Source organism: Proteiniborus sp. MB09-C3, assembly GCF_030263895.1.
Classification (GTDB): Bacteria; Bacillota; Clostridia; order Tissierellales; family Proteiniboraceae; genus Proteiniborus.
On the sequence record NZ_CP127161.1, the window covers coordinates 2,587,410 to 2,605,191 of the forward strand.

Genomic DNA, 17,782 nt, shown 5'->3' on the forward strand with positions numbered 1-17,782 from the left:
AATTCCTCCTATGAATTAGCGTTAAACTCCACTTCTTTAATATCATTATTGCCATCATCTAGAATTATCTTCACTTTTCCTTCTACTTTGTTAAGCAAGTCATAGCAATATTTATACAATTCAACACCTTTGCTAAACTCAGTAAGTGAATCATCTAAGCTCAGATCTCCATTTTCAAGCATAGATAAAATATTCTCTAATTCTAGCAAAGCCTCTTCATATGATAGATTCTGTTTTTTTCTAGCCAAAATATCACCATCCCTCACAATTATTTTTGGGTAACCTTTACTTCAATTTTTCCGTCACTAAGAGTTAAGTCTAAGACGTCATCCACAGAAGCTTCCTTAATTGATTTAACTATATTTCCACTTTTATCAACAGCAATAGAGTACCCTCTGTTTAACACAGCAAGGGGGCTCATGGAATCTAACTTGCTCCCTAAAAGGCTTAGCTTATTTTTCTTGTCGCTATGGCTCTGATTCATTGCTTTTATTAAGTCTTTTAATATTATATCCAGCCTCTGCCTGTTATCGTTTAATGTATTAGAAGGATTATTTAATATGAGTCTATCATATATATATCCAAGATTATTTTTTTTCGTTCTTATGGATAAATTAAAAATATTAATCAAACTTATCAGATTTGAGCTCAGTCTGTAGTTCAAATCATCAATTTGAGGCACTACAAGTTCACCAGCAGCAGATGGAGTAGGTGCTCTCATATCAGCTACAAAGTCAGCGATTGTAAAGTCAGTCTCATGGCCGACTGCCGATACTACTGGTAGCCTAGAGCTAAAAATAGTCCTTGCAACTTCCTCATCATTAAAAGCCCATAGTTCTTCAATGCTGCCCCCTCCCCTACCTATGATTATTAGATCAATATCTTCTCTAGAATTAAAGTATTTTATAGCATGACATATTTCAGCAGGGGCTTTTTCTCCTTGGACTAGTATTGGGTATATGATGATTTCAGTAGATGGCATTCTTCTCGTAATAACTGATATTATGTCTTTTACTGCTGCCCCAGTTGATGAAGTGGCTACTCCAATTTTCTTTGGTAGGTAATTAATAGTTTTTTTGTTTTTAGAATCAAATAGACCTTCAGCTTCTAGCTTTTTCTTGAGTTTTTCAAATGATTCAAATAATTCTCCAATGCCTTTTTTTCTTATGCTCCTTACGTATAATTGATATGTGCCATCTCTTTCGTATAATGAAATATATCCATTAACTATGACATACATTCCATCCTCTAATACAATAGGGGCATCATCCATATTATTATTAAAAAAGACACATCTTATCCTGCTTTTATCATCTTTAAGTGTAAAGTACATATTACCATTATAATGATACTTAAAATTAGAAACCTCTCCTTCTATATTGACATCATACAATAGAGGGTCTCCTATGAGTATTCTCTTAATATATTGAGTTATCTCACTTACTTTAAATGGCCTTAATTCCATCCTATAATCCTCCAAAAGATCTTTCTCCGTTCTTAATAGCTCCAAGAAAAGCAGTACCAATTGCATTATCTGTACAAAAGCTTGGTGCTGGAAAATAAATATTTCCAAGTCCGGATTCATTAATTTTTACATCTAAAATATGTCTTATTGAGGAGTTAGCTCCAACTCCTCCAATAATTAAAATATCATTTATATCATACACCTTAATAGCATGAATAACAATATTGGCTAATGCATTTGCAATACAATTGAAGGCACTATTTGATATATCTTCATTGCTATACAGCTTTTCTTCCATCAATCTATAAAAAAATGTTTCTGCACCAGAAAAATTAATCCAAGTTCCATCAGTGTTAATGGGAAGCTTTTTGTTAATAATAAGTCCATTATGCGATAGAATATCCATTTCCTTTCCACAAGGAAATATAAGTTCTAGCTTAACTCCTATTCTGTCAATTAACTGACCTGCACTAATGTCTTTTGTTCCACCAATGATTTTAATATCATAATTTTCTATTTTATCTTCTACATAAAGCAATTCCGTAGTACCACCTGAAATATGAAGTGCCAAAAAAGAATCTGTATGATTCTTCATATGACTGCCTAAGATACCAGCTGCAATATGACCCTCTTGATGACTAAATTCCTTATACTCAGCATTTAAAACTCTAGATATAACAAAAGCCTGTCCTTGAGCTACTCTAAAAACAGGCATATATGACTCTTTAATATTTCTAGGTTTAACGCTTGCTGACACAGTTTTTATTTTAGATATGTCTATCTCATTAGATAATTCATCAATTATCCTTGGAAGATTGTTGACATGCTGAAAAACAGCCTCTTGCTGTCTTAAACCCCTATCTCCACGCTTTACTTCTAAAAGACTTCTTCCATCAAATATTATATTATTAAACTCATCGATTACAGCAACAGATGTAGTATAGGCACTAGTATCAATTCCCATATAATAATTAGTCACTTAAATCATTCCCATCTCTAGCAACAGAGCCTAGAAGTCCATTAATAAATTTACTTGATTCATTTGTACTATATTTTTTACTAATATCAATGGCTTCATTTATAGACACTTCAACAGGGATATCACTTCTAAATAATATTTCATAAATTGCAATTCTCAGAACAGATAGATCTACTCTTGGTATTCTATTGATTTTCCAACCTAATGCATATTTTTCTATATTACTATCTATAATATCTAATTTTTCAGTTATATCCTTAATTGTATTTATTATATATTCTTTCTCATCATTAGAAAATTCGTTATTATTAAGAAATATATCAATGGACTCAGAAGAAAAATCATTATTTATCTCCATCTGAAACAATAGCTTCATTGCCGATTCCCTTGCCAACTTTCTTCCCATGACTAGCCTCCTTTTACTTTAGTTAAATTAACCCTCTGAAAAATCAGAGGGCTCATATTTTACTATTGATTGTATCTGTTATTCTTCCTTCTGTTCCTTTTCAATATTCACGCCTTGAATATTAATATTTACCTCAACTACATTTAGTCCTGTCATTGTTTCAACAGTATTCTTAACACTTTCTTGTATTTCCCAAGCTACTTCTGGTATTTTAGCACCATAATCAACTATTATGTATAAACTAATAGTAACTTCCTTTTCTTTAACTTCAACCTTAACTCCCTTTGTAAAGTTTTTTCTTCCAAGCATTTCTGATATTCCACCAGCAATTCCACCACTCATACCAGCTACACCTTTAATTTCTGTTGCAGCTAGGCTGGCAATAATGCCTACTACTTCATCTGATATTTTTATTTGTCCATAGTCTATTATTTCATCATCTTTATTTTCTAAGTTATTTGACATGTCTTTCACCCCCTGCTTTACTTTAGAGTTTACGCTTATATTATATCAAAAGGTGATAGCCTTTACAAACATTACTAAAACTTTTTCATAATTTTTATATTTCCAGCTTCAATGTCAGTTTCTCTTTTCACAATTTCAAATATTTTTATTGCATCCTGTTCAGTTAATTCATTTGTTGAAACGACTACGCTAGCACTGTCATCACTTAAAAACACAAGTGCATCTTCAAATCCTTTTGCTTTTATTAATCCTTCTAAACTTAATTCTAGCTCCGAAACTTGTCCTAAGGAAATTATTTCATTTTGTGCTTTAGTTCTCGTTTCATCATTAGTGTTCTCATTATTAATTATTTCATACAATCTATCAATTAATGTAGCTCTTAGCTTATCTCGTGATAGTCTATGCTCAATAAAATAGTTGCTGCTTTTAAAACTCTCTTCCTTAGTTATTACACTTTCTATATCATCATCTGCGTTTTTCTTTAAATCTCCTATTGCATCGCTCTTACTGTCTACAATTTCTGCTTCTTCTTTATCATCCGTATCTCCAAGAGATGCTCCAGATCTGTCATCGTCTATAGTTTTGCTTAGCTCCATAAGTTGATTCTCCTCATGCTTTTGATAATCATTTGAGGACTGCATCAATGACTGTTTTATTAATTCATGGTTTACATATCCTATCCCGAATAACAAGCATATAAGAGCAACAATTAAAGCTGTTTTTTTCTTAATATACATATAGAATCCCCCCTATTTACTAGAATAGATCTCTACCTTATTTCCTGAAATACCCAACACTGTCTTAACTGCTGAATAGAGCTTTTCCTTTATTTCTATGTCTTCAGCTCCTTCTGCAACAACAATTACACCTCTAACCTTTGGTTTTGTCTCCTTCATTATCATTAAAGAATCACCGCCACTTCCAACAACAACTTGCTGCGAAAGATCTTCCCTTGTGACTTCCCTTGTTCCTCCCTGTGCATCTTTTTCGTCTGTCTTCTCAACAGTTTGGGTAGTATTAAACACTGGAACCTTTTCAGAAGTATCATCAAAGGTTATCATCACATAAACCTCCCCTACCCCTTTTATTTTCTTTAATATTTCTTCAAGCTTTTTCTCAATGTTATCTGCATAGCTTTCCTCGGTAGAATTGAATACATACCCCTCTCTTAAACCATTATCATTTCCATTTAAAGTAGATTTGCCAGTATCATTCTTTTTACCTAAAAAATAATTCGATAACAGTAGAACAATTGCACCAGCAAATAATAAAACAACTAAGTTCGATGCGTTTTTTTTCTGATTCTTAGGATTGAAAAATTCCTTTAACTTCTCTATCATTCTCCTCTTATCCCCCTTGTTTTACTTTAGGCCTTTAGTATTATTATGATCTTTTCTTTAGGAACTTTATAAAGAGATGAAATAGAGTCGATTATTCTTTCAAATCCAGGTGAACTCACTTTATCGCCTTCAGATATATTAGAACTATTCGATTTATCTGTATTTATGACTACTTTTTCTATTTCATCTATTTTTATGCTCTGTTCATTTTGATTGTTAATATTTGAAGCTCCTAGATATACTTCAATACCTGTAATCAATCCAAAATCCTCATTCTCTATATCTTCTTTTATAGATACTTTTACATTTAACACTTTGTAGTTTTCTTCTGTTTTCAAAAATTCAGCTATTTCATTTTCTAACTTTTTCTTATATACCTCTGTTATTTGCTGATTCTGCGATTCAAAATAGCTTTCATCTCTGTCTATTTCAAAAGCATTGTAGCTTTTTATATTATAGAAAACCTCTCTATCTATATTTATATCGCTAGACATAAGTTTTATGATTGGATTTATTAAAACAATTATTATTAAAAGTCCAAGTATCATATTTACATATTTTTTCATATTACTTGTCGGCAGTAAAATCTCTATAAAGGCTATAAAGAAAATAACCACAACAATATTTACAACCCAATTTTTTAAAAATGCAATCATGTTATCACCTTTACCTTAGCATTACTGTAGCGTTTCCTGCACCTATAATAATGGTTATTGCAATAAAAAACATCACCCCCACAGAAGTAACAGTTGCCAGTAGCATTATTAGAGATTTACTGATTTCATTTAGGCAGTCAACTATTTTATTATCTGTAATAGGCTCTACTAGAGCTCCTGCAATTTTATATATTAAAATTAATGAAAGTATTTTTATAATTGGTATAATACATATGAAAAACAGTGAAATCATCCCTATAGCTCCAACAGCATTTTTCAAAACCATAGAGCAGCCTACAACGGTTTCCATAACATCAGACAAAAATTTACCTACTATTGGTACAAATTTATCTACTGCAAACTTAGCTGTTCTTATAGTTACCCCGTCTACCTTAGCTGTCATAGTGCCCTGTATGGATATAATTCCTATGAATATAGTAAGAGATACACCAATAATAGCTGTGGATATCTGACGAATAAGGCTTGATATTTTTGTTATTTGTATTCTTGAGGATATTTTACATATTATCCCTACTACTGTAGAATAAAATATAAGGGGTAGGATTATATCCTTCATTAATGTACTTATTACACTTACTGCACCTAAGATTACTGGCTTAAATAGTGAAGATGTGGTTATTCCTCCCACTGCTACAAGCAGCGTTAGAAGTATAGGTAAAAGAACTTGAATCAATACTACCATGTCGCTTATAGCTTTCCATGTTATCTCCATGGCTATGACAAAACTCTTTATGGATAAGGATATGAGAATTAAGTAGCAAACATAAAAAGCCACTTCACCAACAGCATCTCTTTCAAATGCACTTTGAATATTAGTAAATAGTGAACATATTATGCCCAGAATCAACAACTTGGCTAGAAGAGCTGAATTTGCCATTACTTCACTAAATACTAATTTTAAAATCCCATTCAGAACCATTCCCCCATCAAGGACATTCTCACCTTTTATAAGAGAAACCATAAATTCTTTAAAGTTTATTCTTGGTAATGCATCTTTAGTTGTATTATTAATTTCTCTAACTAAGTTCTCCAGTTCATCTATTTTCAAGCTCTCCATTTGTTTTTCAATTAGTTGGTCTAGATTTAAAATATCTCCATCTTTGGCAAGTGCGTTAGAAGAAAAAAATAATATGATAAAAGCAAATAAAATTAGTACTACTATCTTCTTTATCATTTTGTTCTCACCTTATGGTATTATTTTTATGATTAAATCTAACAATGAGGTAAGTACAGGAACTGCTAAAACCATAATCAATATTTTGCCAGCTAGCTCTATTTTTGAAGCAATTGCACCCTCACCTGAATCTCTAGCAATTTGCGCTCCAAATTCTGCTATATATGCAACTCCTATCACTTTAAGAATTGTTGAAAAGTACAACAAATCCATATCTATTCTTTTTGCAAGATTATTTAATACCTCTATTACGTAATTCAATTTGCTAATGACAAAAATAAATATGATTAATCCTGTCACTATACTTACTTGAAGCGCAAATTCAGGTTTTTGCTGTCTTAATATTACCGATAAAATAGTAGCTATTATTCCTATTCCAACAATTTGTACTATTTCCATCTTGATCACCCTCATCAATATAACTGAAAGATAGTTTTTACATTATCGAAAAGCTTGCTAATAAGAGTTAGTACCATGGTAAGTACTATTACTACTCCTGCCAAAGTCACTGCGTGGGCATATTCTTCTTTTCCTACCTTAGATAGGACAGTATGAAGTATGCCTACTACTATTCCAATTCCTGCTATCTTAAAAATCAAATCTATATTCATAAATATCTCCTTTCTAATATAGAGCTAGCACTATACCAAACCCTATTAAGACACCTAAGCTTTTATACATCTTGCCGTTTTTTATCTTTTCCTCTTCAGCTTCTCTTTGTTGACCTTTAAGTTGTACTAGAATTACCTTAAAATGCTTCTCCTGATCTGTTCTGTTTGATATTCCTAAGCTACGTCCAAATGACAATATTATTTCTATATCCTGTTCTTTAAAGCAAAGACTCTCCTTTAATTCAGAAGCTACATGTAAAAATCCATCATATACATTTGAATCTTTGTTAATAAGTAAATATTTTCTTATTTCATTAAATATATATGAGACTTTTTTATTTCCTTTATTGTAAACTTCTCTTAATGCATCAGGTAAAGGATTTGCAGCATAAATAATCTCTGTCTCGAGAATTTGAATACAGTACTGAAAATTAATAAGATTATTCAATCTCTCACCATAAAGCCTACTGTAAGAAAAACCCAGTATTGAAGATGATAAAATTATTACTAAGCATGCAGCTGTCTTAATTAAAAACATATTATTTCCCCTTTTCATGTATTACCTCATTACTGATTTGAAGCTAGCCCCATCTACTATGTCTTGTATAGTTCCTACTCCATTTGCATTGTCAATTAAGATTATCCTTTCAAATACTTTTTCTGATATAACTTCTCTAAACCTTGGTTTACTTAAAATATCATTAATCCCATCACCATGTACAGTTGAAATTATTTTTACTCCTGCTTTAATGGCCTCGTGTATAGCCTTAATATCTTTTTCATCGCCTATTTCATCTGTAGCAATTACACTAGGTGACATGGATCTTAGAAGAAGCATTATTCCTTCATGCTTTCTACAACTGTCGATAATATCCGTTCTAATTCCTACATTGTTTTGCGGACAACCTCTATAGCTTCCTCCTAGTTCTGATCTTTCATCTACTACTCCTACCTTCATGCCATAAAAGTTGATTGCAGCTATTCCATCGCTAATATTTCTTATGATATCCCTTAGCAAAGTAGTTTTTCCGCATTGAGGAGGCGACACTAATAGAGTATTGTAAATGGTATTTGGTTTCTTGATAATATAGCTCATGATTTTATTTGAAACACCTATTATTTCTTTTGCAATTCTTAAATTTAATGAAGAAATATCCCTTATTGTCTCTAAACCATTCGTTCCATAAACTGCCTTTCCAGTAACACCAACTCTATGTCCTCCTCTCACTGTAACAAAACCATTTTTTAATTCTTCCTCAATGGAATATATTGAATAATTGCTAATAAGCTGAAATGTCTTTGCTATATGCTTATGGGTAATATTCGTACAGCCATTAGGCTCAAGTACCAATGAACCATTTTTTGAAACAAAATAGTCCTTGCTTCCAAGGCTTATCATAAGAGGCTTTCCATTACGAAGTCGTATTTCTTCTATTTTTTCAATAATGTTTTTAGGTAACTTAGATAAAACAGCTACCAACTCTGGGTCTAAAAAGTCTAATACTTCATAATAGGCATTGACCTTATTAAGTTCCATTGATTTGATGAAATTATTATTTGCTTCCATAGCTACAACCTGTCCCTCCTTTTATATATAATTATGATTAGCTTTTAATAATATGCTAAACAAATAAAAAAAACCTAGTGTAAATTACACTAGGTTTTTTAAAGTATGCTATTCGCAATCACATCCAGAACCACATTCACAAGATATTAATCTCTGACAATTTGGACATTCTATTTTCCCATCATCCGATACTAATTCTGAATCTAAGTATACAATTTCTTTGCAGTAAGGACATTCAACTTCCACGTAGTCAATATCATCCTCATCATCAAATTCGTCGTCATATTCGTCATCGAATTCATCGTCGAACTCTCCAAAAACTTCTTCTTCTACATCGGCTAAATCCTCATCGATAAAATCAACATATTCATTTAACTCTTCTTGCTCTTCATTTAAGTCAGAAATTGCATCAGCAAAGTCTTCTAATGCATCAATAATGTGCCCTAAAAGCTTACCCTCTTTACTCTTTTCTTCAATCTCTAATCCCTCAGCCAAACCTCTTAAATACGCAACTCTCTCATATAAGTAATCCATAACAAACCCTCCCTCTCACAATTTTACTTATCCCATATTGTTACCTAAACTCTTGATAAATACTCATCTGTTCTTGTGTCAATTTTAATTTTATCTCCAATATTAATAAATAATGGTACTAAAACTGTTGCACCAGTTTCTACTGTTGCAGGCTTTGTAGCTCCTGTAGCAGTGTCTCCCTTTACACCTGGCTCAGTATGTGTAACTAATAACTCAACAAAGTTAGGTGCCTGAACATCAAAAGCGTTTCCTTTATAAAATCTTACTAATGTTGTATCATTTTCTTTAATATACTTTATTGCACTTTCAACTTGGTCATAATTAAAAGGCACCTGTTCAAAGGTTTCAGTATCCATAAAATAATACAACTCACCATCATTATATAGATATTGCATTTCCTTAGTCTCAATATGAGCCTTTGGGAATTTATCTGATGGATTAAAAGTCGTTTCTTTTTGTCCTCCAGTTATAATATTTTTGATTTTTGTTCTAACAAAAGCTGCACCTTTTCCAGGCTTAACGTGTTGAAAATCAACTACCTGATAAATATCTCCATCCATTTCAAAAGTAACACCTTTTTTAAAGTCATTTGCTGAAATCATGTTTTAACCTCCTAGTTCATGTTTATAATAGTTGTACATTAAGTCCTAAAAACGTATAAACAGCATCTAATATTTATTATTAACTAGAAGCTATTTCTTATAACAGTTTAGTATAGACTTTATTATTAATTTTATGTACTTTTTTAAGAGAACTATTTTCTATATTATAATAACATAATTCTCTATTTTTGAATAGAAAAATCAATTTTTTATATACAGTATTTTAATAATTTAACTTGTTGTGCTATATAAATTTAATGCCTAATAAGAAAAATATGGTAATGGATAAAGTTAGACTGATTTTAGGAAATAAGAACTAATACATCTATGGATTATTTATCCAAATATCAATTCTTTTATGTTAGCTAGATTAATATTCTTATTCAGACATTTATTAATAAAGTAACATATATTGTGACCTAAAATCTTAGTTCTTAGCCTTGTTATTAAGCCCCATAGAGACTTAGCTTTAACTTTATTTAGATTAAGCTGTTCAGTTAATTGAGAGAATGAGGTTTCTATTCTTCTTCTAGCTTTAAAAATTAACTGTCTAAAAGACTTTGGAAATTGAGATTTACTCTTATTTCTTTTCATAGAAATTAAGTCTATTTCTTTTTCGTTCTTTAGTTCCAAAGCCAGTTTTTCTCCTATATAACCTTTATCTCCTATAATGGTTAAGGAATTATAGGAGGAAACTAAGTCCCAAACAGCACTACGATCATCTTTACTAGCATCAGTTAAAACAAAGTCTGTGATATATCCATCTAAAGTGGAAAGCATATGAGCTTTAAAACCAAAATAGGTTTCTTTTTTAGATGGACATTTACCATAAGTGGCTATACCCTTGAAAGTTTTATGAAATACAGCTCTCCCAAATTTACAAACGGGTATAGGTATGCTATCAATAATTCTATGAGGGTCGCTTGTATAACCAAGTTTAGAAGAAAGCTTTTTTCTAATTTCATCTATGATAGAATGTAGATTTCTACGTGTTCTGTTAAATCTAGTTCTATCACAAAATCTAGGGAATAAATCAACTAAATTTTTTTTACAAAAGTTAAACCAAGCTTTCTCAGAATCTATAGATAGCAGTTCACCTACAATACTAATAGTGATAACTTCACTATCAGATAAAATTAAATAATTGGCATTTTTACGTGATTTAATATATTCTGGAGTAATTTCTTGGTATAGGTCATCAATGACTACATAAGTTACCAAGAAAAAGTCCTTTAAATTTTCTATTTCTTTGATAGAATATTTATAGAGCTCTGGCATATGTTATCCTCCTATCATGATTTCGTTGTGGTTATCAATGATAGGTTAACATAATTGCTAGAGTTTTTTTATTAGTAAGTTTTACTAGCACAACAGGTTAATTTACTTATATTGACTCATGATGAGGCTTGCTAGATACTACTGCTATTGCTTTTATTATTTCCCTAATAACATCAACTTCGTATTGTTTTTCCATTTCTTTAACCTTTGTGAATAATATTCCTTTTTCAGTCACAGTGTATTGAGGCGGCAAATTATTTAACGCTAATGCAGCAATATCCAATTTACATTTCATACACTTACATGTATTATTATCCTTCTCCAATATTTTTTCAATAGTTCTATAGACCACATCTTCCATATAATTATGTAATTCCAATATACTTCCCCCTCATAAAATGTATTATTTGTATAATTCTACTTATCTCCACTATATCCTTTATAAATCTCATCTTTTAATAATATTCTTCCTGTTGCTGGTACTATTGTAATCTCACAATATTTATTTTTTTTATTGTCAAATATAGTTATGGTTCCTCCACCATATGTAGGTGCTCCATTGTAGCTAAAGGAAATATCCCCACCTCTAAATGTCTCTGTGTATGTAATCTTAAAGTCTTTTTCAAGTTGTACTCTTTTTATTACTTTCAAATTTTCAATCACTTTATACTGATTGCTTTCTAAGGAAATTTTAAGATTTTTACCTTCAGCCATTTTCATATATCTTATATTCCTTATATCATCTCTTAGCATTCTACTACTAGTCATTAAATGATAATCTCGTTTTTCAATTTTGGGAATAACTATAGACAAAGAAAGGGCTAAAATTGAAATAACTAATAGCAATTCTATTAAAGTCATTCCACCACTATAATTTTTCCTTTTCATTCTTACCTCCTGTGGTAATTTCTAAAAAAGAACTTAGTTTTAAAAGCCTTTCTCTTTCCATTAAAATTAAAATGTATTTCCAAGGCTACTCCCTTAGCTTCTGTGTAAATACTATCTAAAGGAATAGGCCCAACCTCTATTTTTTCTATATAATTTCCCACCTCTACTGTTGGAGTACCAGATAATCCTATTCCATATTTCAGATTATAATAATTATATTTTAAATCCTTACTCAGTTGAAAAATATATCCTTCTTCTATTGCTTCTGGTACATTCCTGAAGACTATCTTATTTAAAGCTACCTTATCCTTTGTTTCATGCTTAGTATCGCCACTACTATCTTGAAGATAGGTTATACCACTAGATTCAATTATTTTATCCTCTAAAAAACCTATAATAAATTGACCCTGTTGCTGAATCTCTATATCTCTATCATTATTATGAAACATAGTAATATTTGAAATCAATATCGATAAAATTATAGAGACAATAATTCCTGTTAAGGCTAAGGATATTATTAATTCTATTAAGGTGAATCCTTCACTATATCTCTTAAAGATGATATTCATGACACTTCTCTACCTTTCCATCTTCCACTCTAAAACTTTGATTATGTCTTCAAGCTTCAAGTCATCACTTAAAATGCAATCATCATATTCAGGGATAATTATTTTGCATATAAGCTTAATTTCTTTTTTTATACTTCCATTCATATAGGTTGACTTTATTTCTATTATGAAGTGGTCTGTAAGCTCAGTTAATTTAGGATCAATTTTAGGATAGCCGTTATTGTATGTTACATAGGCATTGTTTTTCTTCAGTACTGCAATAAGGCTGTCATTTGGGCTAATGTCATTACAAGTACCCTTTATAAAGCTCTTAAAGGCTCTGTTAAAAACGATATTATACTTCTCTGTTGTTATTTCATTGTTTATGCTATATTGCATGCTTTCTGAATTAACATTTACTTTAGTCTCAATTTCTTCAAATTCTTCTGCCTTTGATATGGCATATGTAATAGCCTCTTCTATAAATTCATTAGTTATAACATATGCCTCTTCTATACCTGCTTCAGCTAGATAAAGGGTCTGCTTAACCGAACTATTTATCTTTTTAATCTTATAATTTTTAACAGCAAAAGACAGAGCTACAGCCCCTATCAAAACTACTACTGATATAGTAAGTAATAGGATGATCAATACAGAGCCTTCACAATCATATTTCAGTTTCTTCACAATAGCACTCACCTACTGTGTAGCTATCTTATATCCCTCTAGACTTTCAAGAAGCTCTTCATCTTTAAAGACTTTAATAGTAATTTTATAAAAACCGTACTTGTATTTATCAATTTTTACTATATCAACTATTACTTTGGTATCTTCATAGCTTTCAATAGTTTGTCCAGCATTGACAGAATCAGAGGATTTTATATCTTCCATGTAACTTTGTCCTAACAATGTAGCCTGATATAAAAGCTCAGATTCCCTATTTATTTTACTGGTGTTTATTAATAAAGATGAAATAGAAATCATAACAATACCTAATATTGCTATAGTGAACAATAATTCTATAAATGAAAGACCAGAAGAATTTTTTAATCTCTTAAGCATAGATTTACTCCAAAACATCATTTGAATTTAAAAATCATTATCCAATACATTTTTTTCATATTACCTTAGAATATATTCATCATTTTTTACAAAATTCCTTCATTTTCTTATAAATTCTAGGATAAATATATATTTTTGTAAAAATATAATAAAAATTGGCATATCTAGTAGAAAGATATGCCACCCTTATTTGACTCAATATTTCTGTTCATTTAATAAATAAAGCATGTAAATTGCTTCTGCCCTGGTTATGGTGTTATCCATAGAGCTATAGCTTTTGCTTCTTACATCCTTGTCCCGCATCATACTACTAGCTATGTTAATCCAATTAAAGCTATTGTCTCCTATAACCTTTCTTATTATATAGTTAATTTGGTTATATGTAACATGATTATTTACTTTAAAGGTATTGTCTGGATACAGTCCCATATAGCTATGCTTTATACCATAAGCGATAAGTAATTTGTAATCCCCTAAATTCTGATAATCATTTAGCTTTTCAAGCTCTTTAATATTTTCATCAAGTCCATTCAAGTTCCATTCATACATCTTGCTTAAAAGCCTTAATAACTGACCTCTAGTAATAGGAGAGTCTGGCCTATATGTATTGTCGCCAAACAAACCTGCTATCTCTCTCCTTGCGAAAGTAATAATCTCATCTTTTGCCCAATGCCCTCTTATATCTTTTATATTTTTAAAATCTTCATCTAAAAAGACTGCATAAATTCCATTAGCAGTATTTAATGAATAAGGTTTAATATAAGTAGTTATTCTATTCTCTGTTATTTTACTAGGTAAGTAAACCCAAGTATTATTAATATATTTATATATACCTCCGTTTTGTGATCCATAGTATTCAAAGCTTAGTTCGATAAATTTTTTATTGTCAAACTGATAGGATGGATTGGCAACTTCTATAGAATATACTTCTGAAGCCTTAATAAATTTATCTTTTGATGGCAAATATCTGTTGTATAACTCTGGGAGACCATTTATAGACACCGCAACATCATTATAATACGTTCCTCTGTTTATTTTAATAGAAATTCTTTTATCTTTAGTAGCTATTTCTCCTCCACTTATGGGAATATTCTGAGTTTCAAATTTAGTAGAAGAGTTACTATAATTAAGATCCTGAAATGATTTAACATATCCTTCATTGAGGCCTTCATTATAGCCGCTAATAAAGCCTTCTGTATACTTGTCACTTTCTAAATATAATTTAAATCCATTTACAACTTCATATTCACTAGATATATGTCTCAATATATTATTAGATTGTCCAAGCATAATATCCATGTTAGCAAAGCCTTCTCCTCTTTCAAGTCCTATTGCTTTGCCCTGTTCGTATCCACTTTCATAAGTAATCTTATTAATATTTGCATTTGCATTTCTATAAGAATCATTGTATTTTTCTTCAAAGGAATAAATAAAAGATTCTATAAAGGCATCTTCATATTCATTTGAGTCTTTATCTAAGTAAAAGCTACTGATTATCTTAGCCCTAGAAGGTAGATTCCTCTTCCAATTATTAGGATTACTGAGATAATAGTCTTTTTTCCCATACATATCTCCTAGTAATCCACCAAAATATTCTCCATCATCTTTCCCTTGTTCAAAAGAATCTTCAAAGGGTTCAAATTTCGCCTTTCTATATCCTTCTTCATAGCCCTCCTGAAACTTAGCTTTAAAAGCATTTAAAAAATCAGTTCTATAAGCATTCGTTTCTTTTTTCAAATCAAAAATCTCTATTATATCAGAACTTGAAGGCACAGCCCTACTCCATCTATTTGATTTCTCATCATAGTAATCTCTATATCCAAAAGCCTCTCCCATGACAAATCCAAGATCTTCAGCATGACTCATTTCTTTATTTTTATCTTTATTTTTATCATCATCTGGACTACTATAAATTCTATTGTATCCATTTTTAAAGCCATCTTTAAAGCCATCTAAAAAAGCATTTTTGTACCTAGTACTTTCTATATTTAATTTATATGTTTTAATTATTTCATCATTGCTAGGCATAGCATTAGAATAATTTTTGCTATTCCCCTTAGCCATATCATACTCCGCCTCTTCTATACCCTCTAACCAGCCTTCAGAATATCCATCATCATATCCTTCATCAGAGGCTGCTGAAAATGAAGTCACAGGGAAAAGAGAAACCATCATAATAAAAATAACTGCTAACACACCTAATTGCTTTAAAACTTTATTCATACTCTTCTCCTTTCATTGCCTTATTTTGGTACAACTAGTATTTGACCTGCTTCAAGAACAGTATTTTGGCTTAATCCATTTTGATTCATTATCTCTTTATATTTTGATTTTGTTCCGTATATTTTTTCGCTTATTGATTCTAATGTGTCTCCATATTGGACTAAATAAAATGAATAAGCCTTATCTTGCTTCTCTTCTTCATTGTCCATAAGAGGATATTCTGTTTCTATATTGTCAAAAAGGATTACTCCATAATCATCTCTATTAGCTCCCAACTCTAGGTAAACTCTATCAAGCTTTAATGGATACAGATTTATATCCTGAGGCGGCATTGTCTCTACAAACTCCCATCCCATCCAGTTTATGCCCCTTGCAATCTCCAAATCAATTTTATTGCCCTCTTGATCTTGAAATCTAAATCCTAAAATCACTGGTGAATATCCATATGAATGAGCCCAAACGCCTATGGAGGATGGGGGATATTTTAAATATATATCTTTGTCATCAAGAACCACATAAGCTCTTTCTTCCTTGTCTACTGTTGAGATGAAGTATTCAGTACGCAAGCTGTATTTACCATGCTTTGAACTGTTAAACCTATAAACCTTACCAGTAACATCAGAACTGGTTGACATAAAATATATATTGTCATCCTCAAAATCTTCTAGTATAGTCCTTTTTTCGCTTTCTTCTATTATGCCTGTTTCTCCATCATCATAAATATCTTCTTCTGATTCTATTACATAACCTTCATAGGGCTTAAAAGGATCCTCCTTAATTACCTTTTGAACTCCTGCATTGTAAGTTGAACCTGATTCGCTATCTATAATTTCATCATAGCTATAGGTATTCAAACTAATTTGTCCATTTAATTTACCTTCGTTACCTTTGGAAATAGCTAATTGATTGACTAAAAATCTTTTCGGAGAAGACCTCAAAAGGGAGAAAAAAGTTCCAAGCTCATCGTAGTCCCCTTCAAAGGGTATAGATATACCAAGATACTTAGTCTCTATACTGCCTAGCATAGCATAATCTGGTCCATTAAAATACATACCTGGAACCTTTAAGTTGTTATTATCAACTATATCATTTAACATATGCATTATTTCAGGCTGATCTATTGTAGAAAAATATTTACTCTGAACACCTCTAATATCATTATCCAGTTTTGCCCACTCATCAGCTATAGCTTTATCTCTAGAAAGTATTGTATCTATTTTAAGCAATTCTTCATTATAGCTATTCTTTTCTTGCTTAAGCTCAGCTATCCGTATAGCTTGTTTTGTAAAAGCAAGTTTATAAAACAACCAAAACAAAATGACAATTAACAAAAGGATTAGTAGACTTCTTTCTTTTTTGCTTAAATTGATCTTCTTTTTCATTAAGTTTTTAGTTGCTATCTTGGCTTCCAACTTCCTCCACCTCCTTAGGCTTTATGTTAATAGTAAAAGTATAATAATCATTTTCAAAGGAAATGGCTGGTATAAAAATCTCATCAAAATGATCTATTTCACCTAATTTATGTTCAAAGTCAGAAATAGATTCTTTGTCTTTTGCTGTCCCTTCTATGGATATTAGATTAGTATTAAAAATCATAGAGTTCAAAAAAACAGCTTCTGGTATTCTAACAGTTATGGCATCCAATAAATTTTCATTTATTATGTCTTGATAATTAATAAAATCATCTAATTGCTTTAGCTGGTTAAATTTCTCTCTAAACTCCACAATCTCTTTTTCCTTTTCTAAAATCTCATTTATTTTGCTATTAGACTTTTTAATTTCCAATTGCTGTTTTAATAAGGCAGTTTCATCAGTAAGTCTATTTATTTTAATAAAATTTAAAAAAGCATAAACAATCATGCCCAATACAACAAGTGCAGCTAACCCATATAGTATGAAATCTTTGTTTAAATTTTTATCTTTCTTCTTGTTATAAGATTCAAAAAAGTTTAAATCACTCAAG

General features: G+C 30.8%; 24 protein-coding genes. All 24 read right to left on the bottom strand.

The window, feature by feature from the left end; all coding sequences use genetic code 11:
* Positions 1-8: 8 nt before the first annotated feature.
* Positions 9-248: an exodeoxyribonuclease VII small subunit gene (xseB, locus tag QO263_RS12615; protein WP_285622050.1), complete on the bottom strand. Its 240-nt coding sequence runs from the start codon at positions 246-248 to the stop codon at positions 9-11.
* Between the two features lie 20 nt (positions 249-268).
* The gene (gene xseA, locus QO263_RS12620; RefSeq protein ID WP_285622051.1) at positions 269-1,465 is read right to left on the bottom strand and encodes an exodeoxyribonuclease VII large subunit; all 1,197 of its coding nucleotides are present in this window, start codon (positions 1,463-1,465) and stop codon (positions 269-271) included.
* 1 nt (position 1,466) lies between these two features.
* A complete protein-coding gene (locus QO263_RS12625) occupies positions 1,467-2,444 on the bottom strand; it encodes a tRNA (adenosine(37)-N6)-threonylcarbamoyltransferase complex transferase subunit TsaD (protein WP_285622052.1) in 978 nt (325 codons plus the stop codon).
* The gene (nusB, locus tag QO263_RS12630) at positions 2,437-2,850 is read right to left on the bottom strand and encodes a transcription antitermination factor NusB (RefSeq protein WP_285622053.1); all 414 of its coding nucleotides are present in this window, start codon (positions 2,848-2,850) and stop codon (positions 2,437-2,439) included. The genes QO263_RS12625 and nusB overlap by 8 nt, the downstream gene beginning before the upstream one ends.
* A 78-nt stretch (positions 2,851-2,928) precedes the next feature.
* Positions 2,929-3,315 carry an Asp23/Gls24 family envelope stress response protein gene (locus QO263_RS12635; protein WP_285622054.1) on the bottom strand — a complete coding sequence of 129 codons (387 nt, stop codon included), beginning with the start codon at positions 3,313-3,315 and terminating at the stop codon, positions 2,929-2,931.
* A 74-nt stretch (positions 3,316-3,389) separates the two neighbouring features.
* Positions 3,390-4,052, bottom strand: coding sequence for a SpoIIIAH-like family protein (locus tag QO263_RS12640; protein ID WP_285622056.1), 663 nt, complete (start codon positions 4,050-4,052; stop codon positions 3,390-3,392).
* A gap of 12 nt (positions 4,053-4,064) precedes the next feature.
* Complete coding sequence (gene spoIIIAG / locus QO263_RS12645) at positions 4,065-4,655, bottom strand: stage III sporulation protein AG (protein WP_285622058.1); 591 nt, start codon at positions 4,653-4,655, stop codon at positions 4,065-4,067.
* Positions 4,656-4,681: 26 nt separating this feature from the next.
* The gene (gene spoIIIAF / locus QO263_RS12650) at positions 4,682-5,311 is read right to left on the bottom strand and encodes a stage III sporulation protein AF (protein WP_285622060.1); all 630 of its coding nucleotides are present in this window, start codon (positions 5,309-5,311) and stop codon (positions 4,682-4,684) included.
* Between the two features lie 10 nt (positions 5,312-5,321).
* Positions 5,322-6,506 carry a stage III sporulation protein AE gene (gene spoIIIAE / locus QO263_RS12655; RefSeq protein WP_285622063.1) on the bottom strand — a complete coding sequence of 395 codons (1,185 nt, stop codon included), beginning with the start codon at positions 6,504-6,506 and terminating at the stop codon, positions 5,322-5,324.
* A gap of 12 nt (positions 6,507-6,518) precedes the next feature.
* Entirely contained in the window at positions 6,519-6,905 is a 387-nt protein-coding gene (gene spoIIIAD, locus QO263_RS12660) for a stage III sporulation protein AD (RefSeq protein ID WP_285622064.1), read from the bottom strand.
* 14 nt (positions 6,906-6,919) lie between these two features.
* On the bottom strand, positions 6,920-7,117 hold the full coding sequence (gene spoIIIAC / locus QO263_RS12665; protein ID WP_285622067.1) for a stage III sporulation protein AC: 198 nt from the start codon (positions 7,115-7,117) through the stop codon (positions 6,920-6,922).
* A gap of 13 nt (positions 7,118-7,130) precedes the next feature.
* Positions 7,131-7,655 carry a stage III sporulation protein SpoIIIAB gene (gene spoIIIAB / locus QO263_RS12670; protein WP_285622069.1) on the bottom strand — a complete coding sequence of 175 codons (525 nt, stop codon included), beginning with the start codon at positions 7,653-7,655 and terminating at the stop codon, positions 7,131-7,133.
* A 21-nt stretch (positions 7,656-7,676) separates the two neighbouring features.
* On the bottom strand, positions 7,677-8,684 hold the full coding sequence (gene spoIIIAA / locus QO263_RS12675) for a stage III sporulation protein AA (RefSeq protein WP_285622071.1): 1,008 nt from the start codon (positions 8,682-8,684) through the stop codon (positions 7,677-7,679).
* A gap of 108 nt (positions 8,685-8,792) precedes the next feature.
* Positions 8,793-9,218: a CD1247 N-terminal domain-containing protein gene (locus QO263_RS12680; RefSeq protein WP_285622074.1), complete on the bottom strand. Its 426-nt coding sequence runs from the start codon at positions 9,216-9,218 to the stop codon at positions 8,793-8,795.
* 44 nt (positions 9,219-9,262) lie between these two features.
* The gene (gene efp, locus QO263_RS12685) at positions 9,263-9,820 is read right to left on the bottom strand and encodes an elongation factor P (RefSeq protein ID WP_285622077.1); all 558 of its coding nucleotides are present in this window, start codon (positions 9,818-9,820) and stop codon (positions 9,263-9,265) included.
* A gap of 336 nt (positions 9,821-10,156) precedes the next feature.
* Entirely contained in the window at positions 10,157-11,098 is a 942-nt protein-coding gene (locus QO263_RS12690; protein ID WP_285622080.1) for an IS982 family transposase, read from the bottom strand.
* Between the two features lie 106 nt (positions 11,099-11,204).
* Positions 11,205-11,477, bottom strand: coding sequence for a late competence development ComFB family protein (locus tag QO263_RS12695; RefSeq protein ID WP_352168769.1), 273 nt, complete (start codon positions 11,475-11,477; stop codon positions 11,205-11,207).
* 38 nt (positions 11,478-11,515) lie between these two features.
* Positions 11,516-11,986 (bottom strand): pilus assembly FimT family protein, encoded by a 471-nt coding sequence (locus QO263_RS12700; RefSeq protein ID WP_285622084.1) that lies wholly within the window; start codon positions 11,984-11,986, stop codon positions 11,516-11,518.
* A gap of 2 nt (positions 11,987-11,988) precedes the next feature.
* The gene (locus tag QO263_RS12705) at positions 11,989-12,555 is read right to left on the bottom strand and encodes a prepilin-type N-terminal cleavage/methylation domain-containing protein (protein WP_285622087.1); all 567 of its coding nucleotides are present in this window, start codon (positions 12,553-12,555) and stop codon (positions 11,989-11,991) included.
* A 9-nt stretch (positions 12,556-12,564) separates the two neighbouring features.
* Positions 12,565-13,221: a hypothetical protein gene (locus QO263_RS12710; RefSeq protein WP_285622088.1), complete on the bottom strand. Its 657-nt coding sequence runs from the start codon at positions 13,219-13,221 to the stop codon at positions 12,565-12,567.
* 12 nt (positions 13,222-13,233) lie between these two features.
* A complete protein-coding gene (locus tag QO263_RS12715; RefSeq protein ID WP_285622090.1) occupies positions 13,234-13,596 on the bottom strand; it encodes a type IV pilus modification PilV family protein in 363 nt (120 codons plus the stop codon).
* Positions 13,597-13,791: 195 nt separating this feature from the next.
* Entirely contained in the window at positions 13,792-15,819 is a 2,028-nt protein-coding gene (locus QO263_RS12720; RefSeq protein WP_285622096.1) for an S-layer homology domain-containing protein, read from the bottom strand.
* Positions 15,820-15,839: 20 nt separating this feature from the next.
* Complete coding sequence (locus QO263_RS12725) at positions 15,840-17,231, bottom strand: LysM peptidoglycan-binding domain-containing protein (protein WP_285622098.1); 1,392 nt, start codon at positions 17,229-17,231, stop codon at positions 15,840-15,842.
* Positions 17,209-17,781, bottom strand: a complete 573-nt coding sequence (locus QO263_RS12730; protein WP_285622102.1) for a PilN domain-containing protein — start codon at positions 17,779-17,781, stop codon at positions 17,209-17,211. Before QO263_RS12730 ends, QO263_RS12725 begins: the two co-directional genes overlap by 23 nt.
* Between the last annotated feature and the right edge of the window lies 1 nt (position 17,782).

Excerpts from the sequence above, each read along its gene's own strand:
- xseA (WP_285622051.1), bottom strand. The coding sequence starts at position 1,465 with ATGGAATTAAGGCCATTTAAAGTAAGTGAGATAACTCAATATATTAAG.
- nusB (WP_285622053.1), bottom strand. The coding sequence starts at position 2,850 with ATGGGAAGAAAGTTGGCAAGGGAATCGGCAATGAAGCTATTGTTTCAG.
- QO263_RS12635 (WP_285622054.1), bottom strand. The coding sequence starts at position 3,315 with ATGTCAAATAACTTAGAAAATAAAGATGATGAAATAATAGACTATGGA.
- QO263_RS12640 (WP_285622056.1), bottom strand. The coding sequence starts at position 4,052 with ATGTATATTAAGAAAAAAACAGCTTTAATTGTTGCTCTTATATGCTTG.
- spoIIIAG (WP_285622058.1), bottom strand. The coding sequence starts at position 4,655 with ATGATAGAGAAGTTAAAGGAATTTTTCAATCCTAAGAATCAGAAAAAA.
- spoIIIAF (WP_285622060.1), bottom strand. The coding sequence starts at position 5,311 with ATGATTGCATTTTTAAAAAATTGGGTTGTAAATATTGTTGTGGTTATT.
- spoIIIAE (WP_285622063.1), bottom strand. The coding sequence starts at position 6,506 with ATGATAAAGAAGATAGTAGTACTAATTTTATTTGCTTTTATCATATTA.
- spoIIIAD (WP_285622064.1), bottom strand. The coding sequence starts at position 6,905 with ATGGAAATAGTACAAATTGTTGGAATAGGAATAATAGCTACTATTTTA.
- spoIIIAC (WP_285622067.1), bottom strand. The coding sequence starts at position 7,117 with ATGAATATAGATTTGATTTTTAAGATAGCAGGAATTGGAATAGTAGTA.
- spoIIIAB (WP_285622069.1), bottom strand. The coding sequence starts at position 7,655 with ATGTTTTTAATTAAGACAGCTGCATGCTTAGTAATAATTTTATCATCT.
- spoIIIAA (WP_285622071.1), bottom strand. The coding sequence starts at position 8,684 with ATGGAAGCAAATAATAATTTCATCAAATCAATGGAACTTAATAAGGTC.
- QO263_RS12680 (WP_285622074.1), bottom strand. The coding sequence starts at position 9,218 with ATGGATTACTTATATGAGAGAGTTGCGTATTTAAGAGGTTTGGCTGAG.
- efp (WP_285622077.1), bottom strand. The coding sequence starts at position 9,820 with ATGATTTCAGCAAATGACTTTAAAAAAGGTGTTACTTTTGAAATGGAT.
- QO263_RS12690 (WP_285622080.1), bottom strand. The coding sequence starts at position 11,098 with ATGCCAGAGCTCTATAAATATTCTATCAAAGAAATAGAAAATTTAAAG.
- QO263_RS12700 (WP_285622084.1), bottom strand. The coding sequence starts at position 11,986 with ATGAAAAGGAAAAATTATAGTGGTGGAATGACTTTAATAGAATTGCTA.
- QO263_RS12705 (WP_285622087.1), bottom strand. The coding sequence starts at position 12,555 with ATGAATATCATCTTTAAGAGATATAGTGAAGGATTCACCTTAATAGAA.
- QO263_RS12715 (WP_285622090.1), bottom strand. The coding sequence starts at position 13,596 with ATGCTTAAGAGATTAAAAAATTCTTCTGGTCTTTCATTTATAGAATTA.
- QO263_RS12720 (WP_285622096.1), bottom strand. The coding sequence starts at position 15,819 with ATGAATAAAGTTTTAAAGCAATTAGGTGTGTTAGCAGTTATTTTTATT.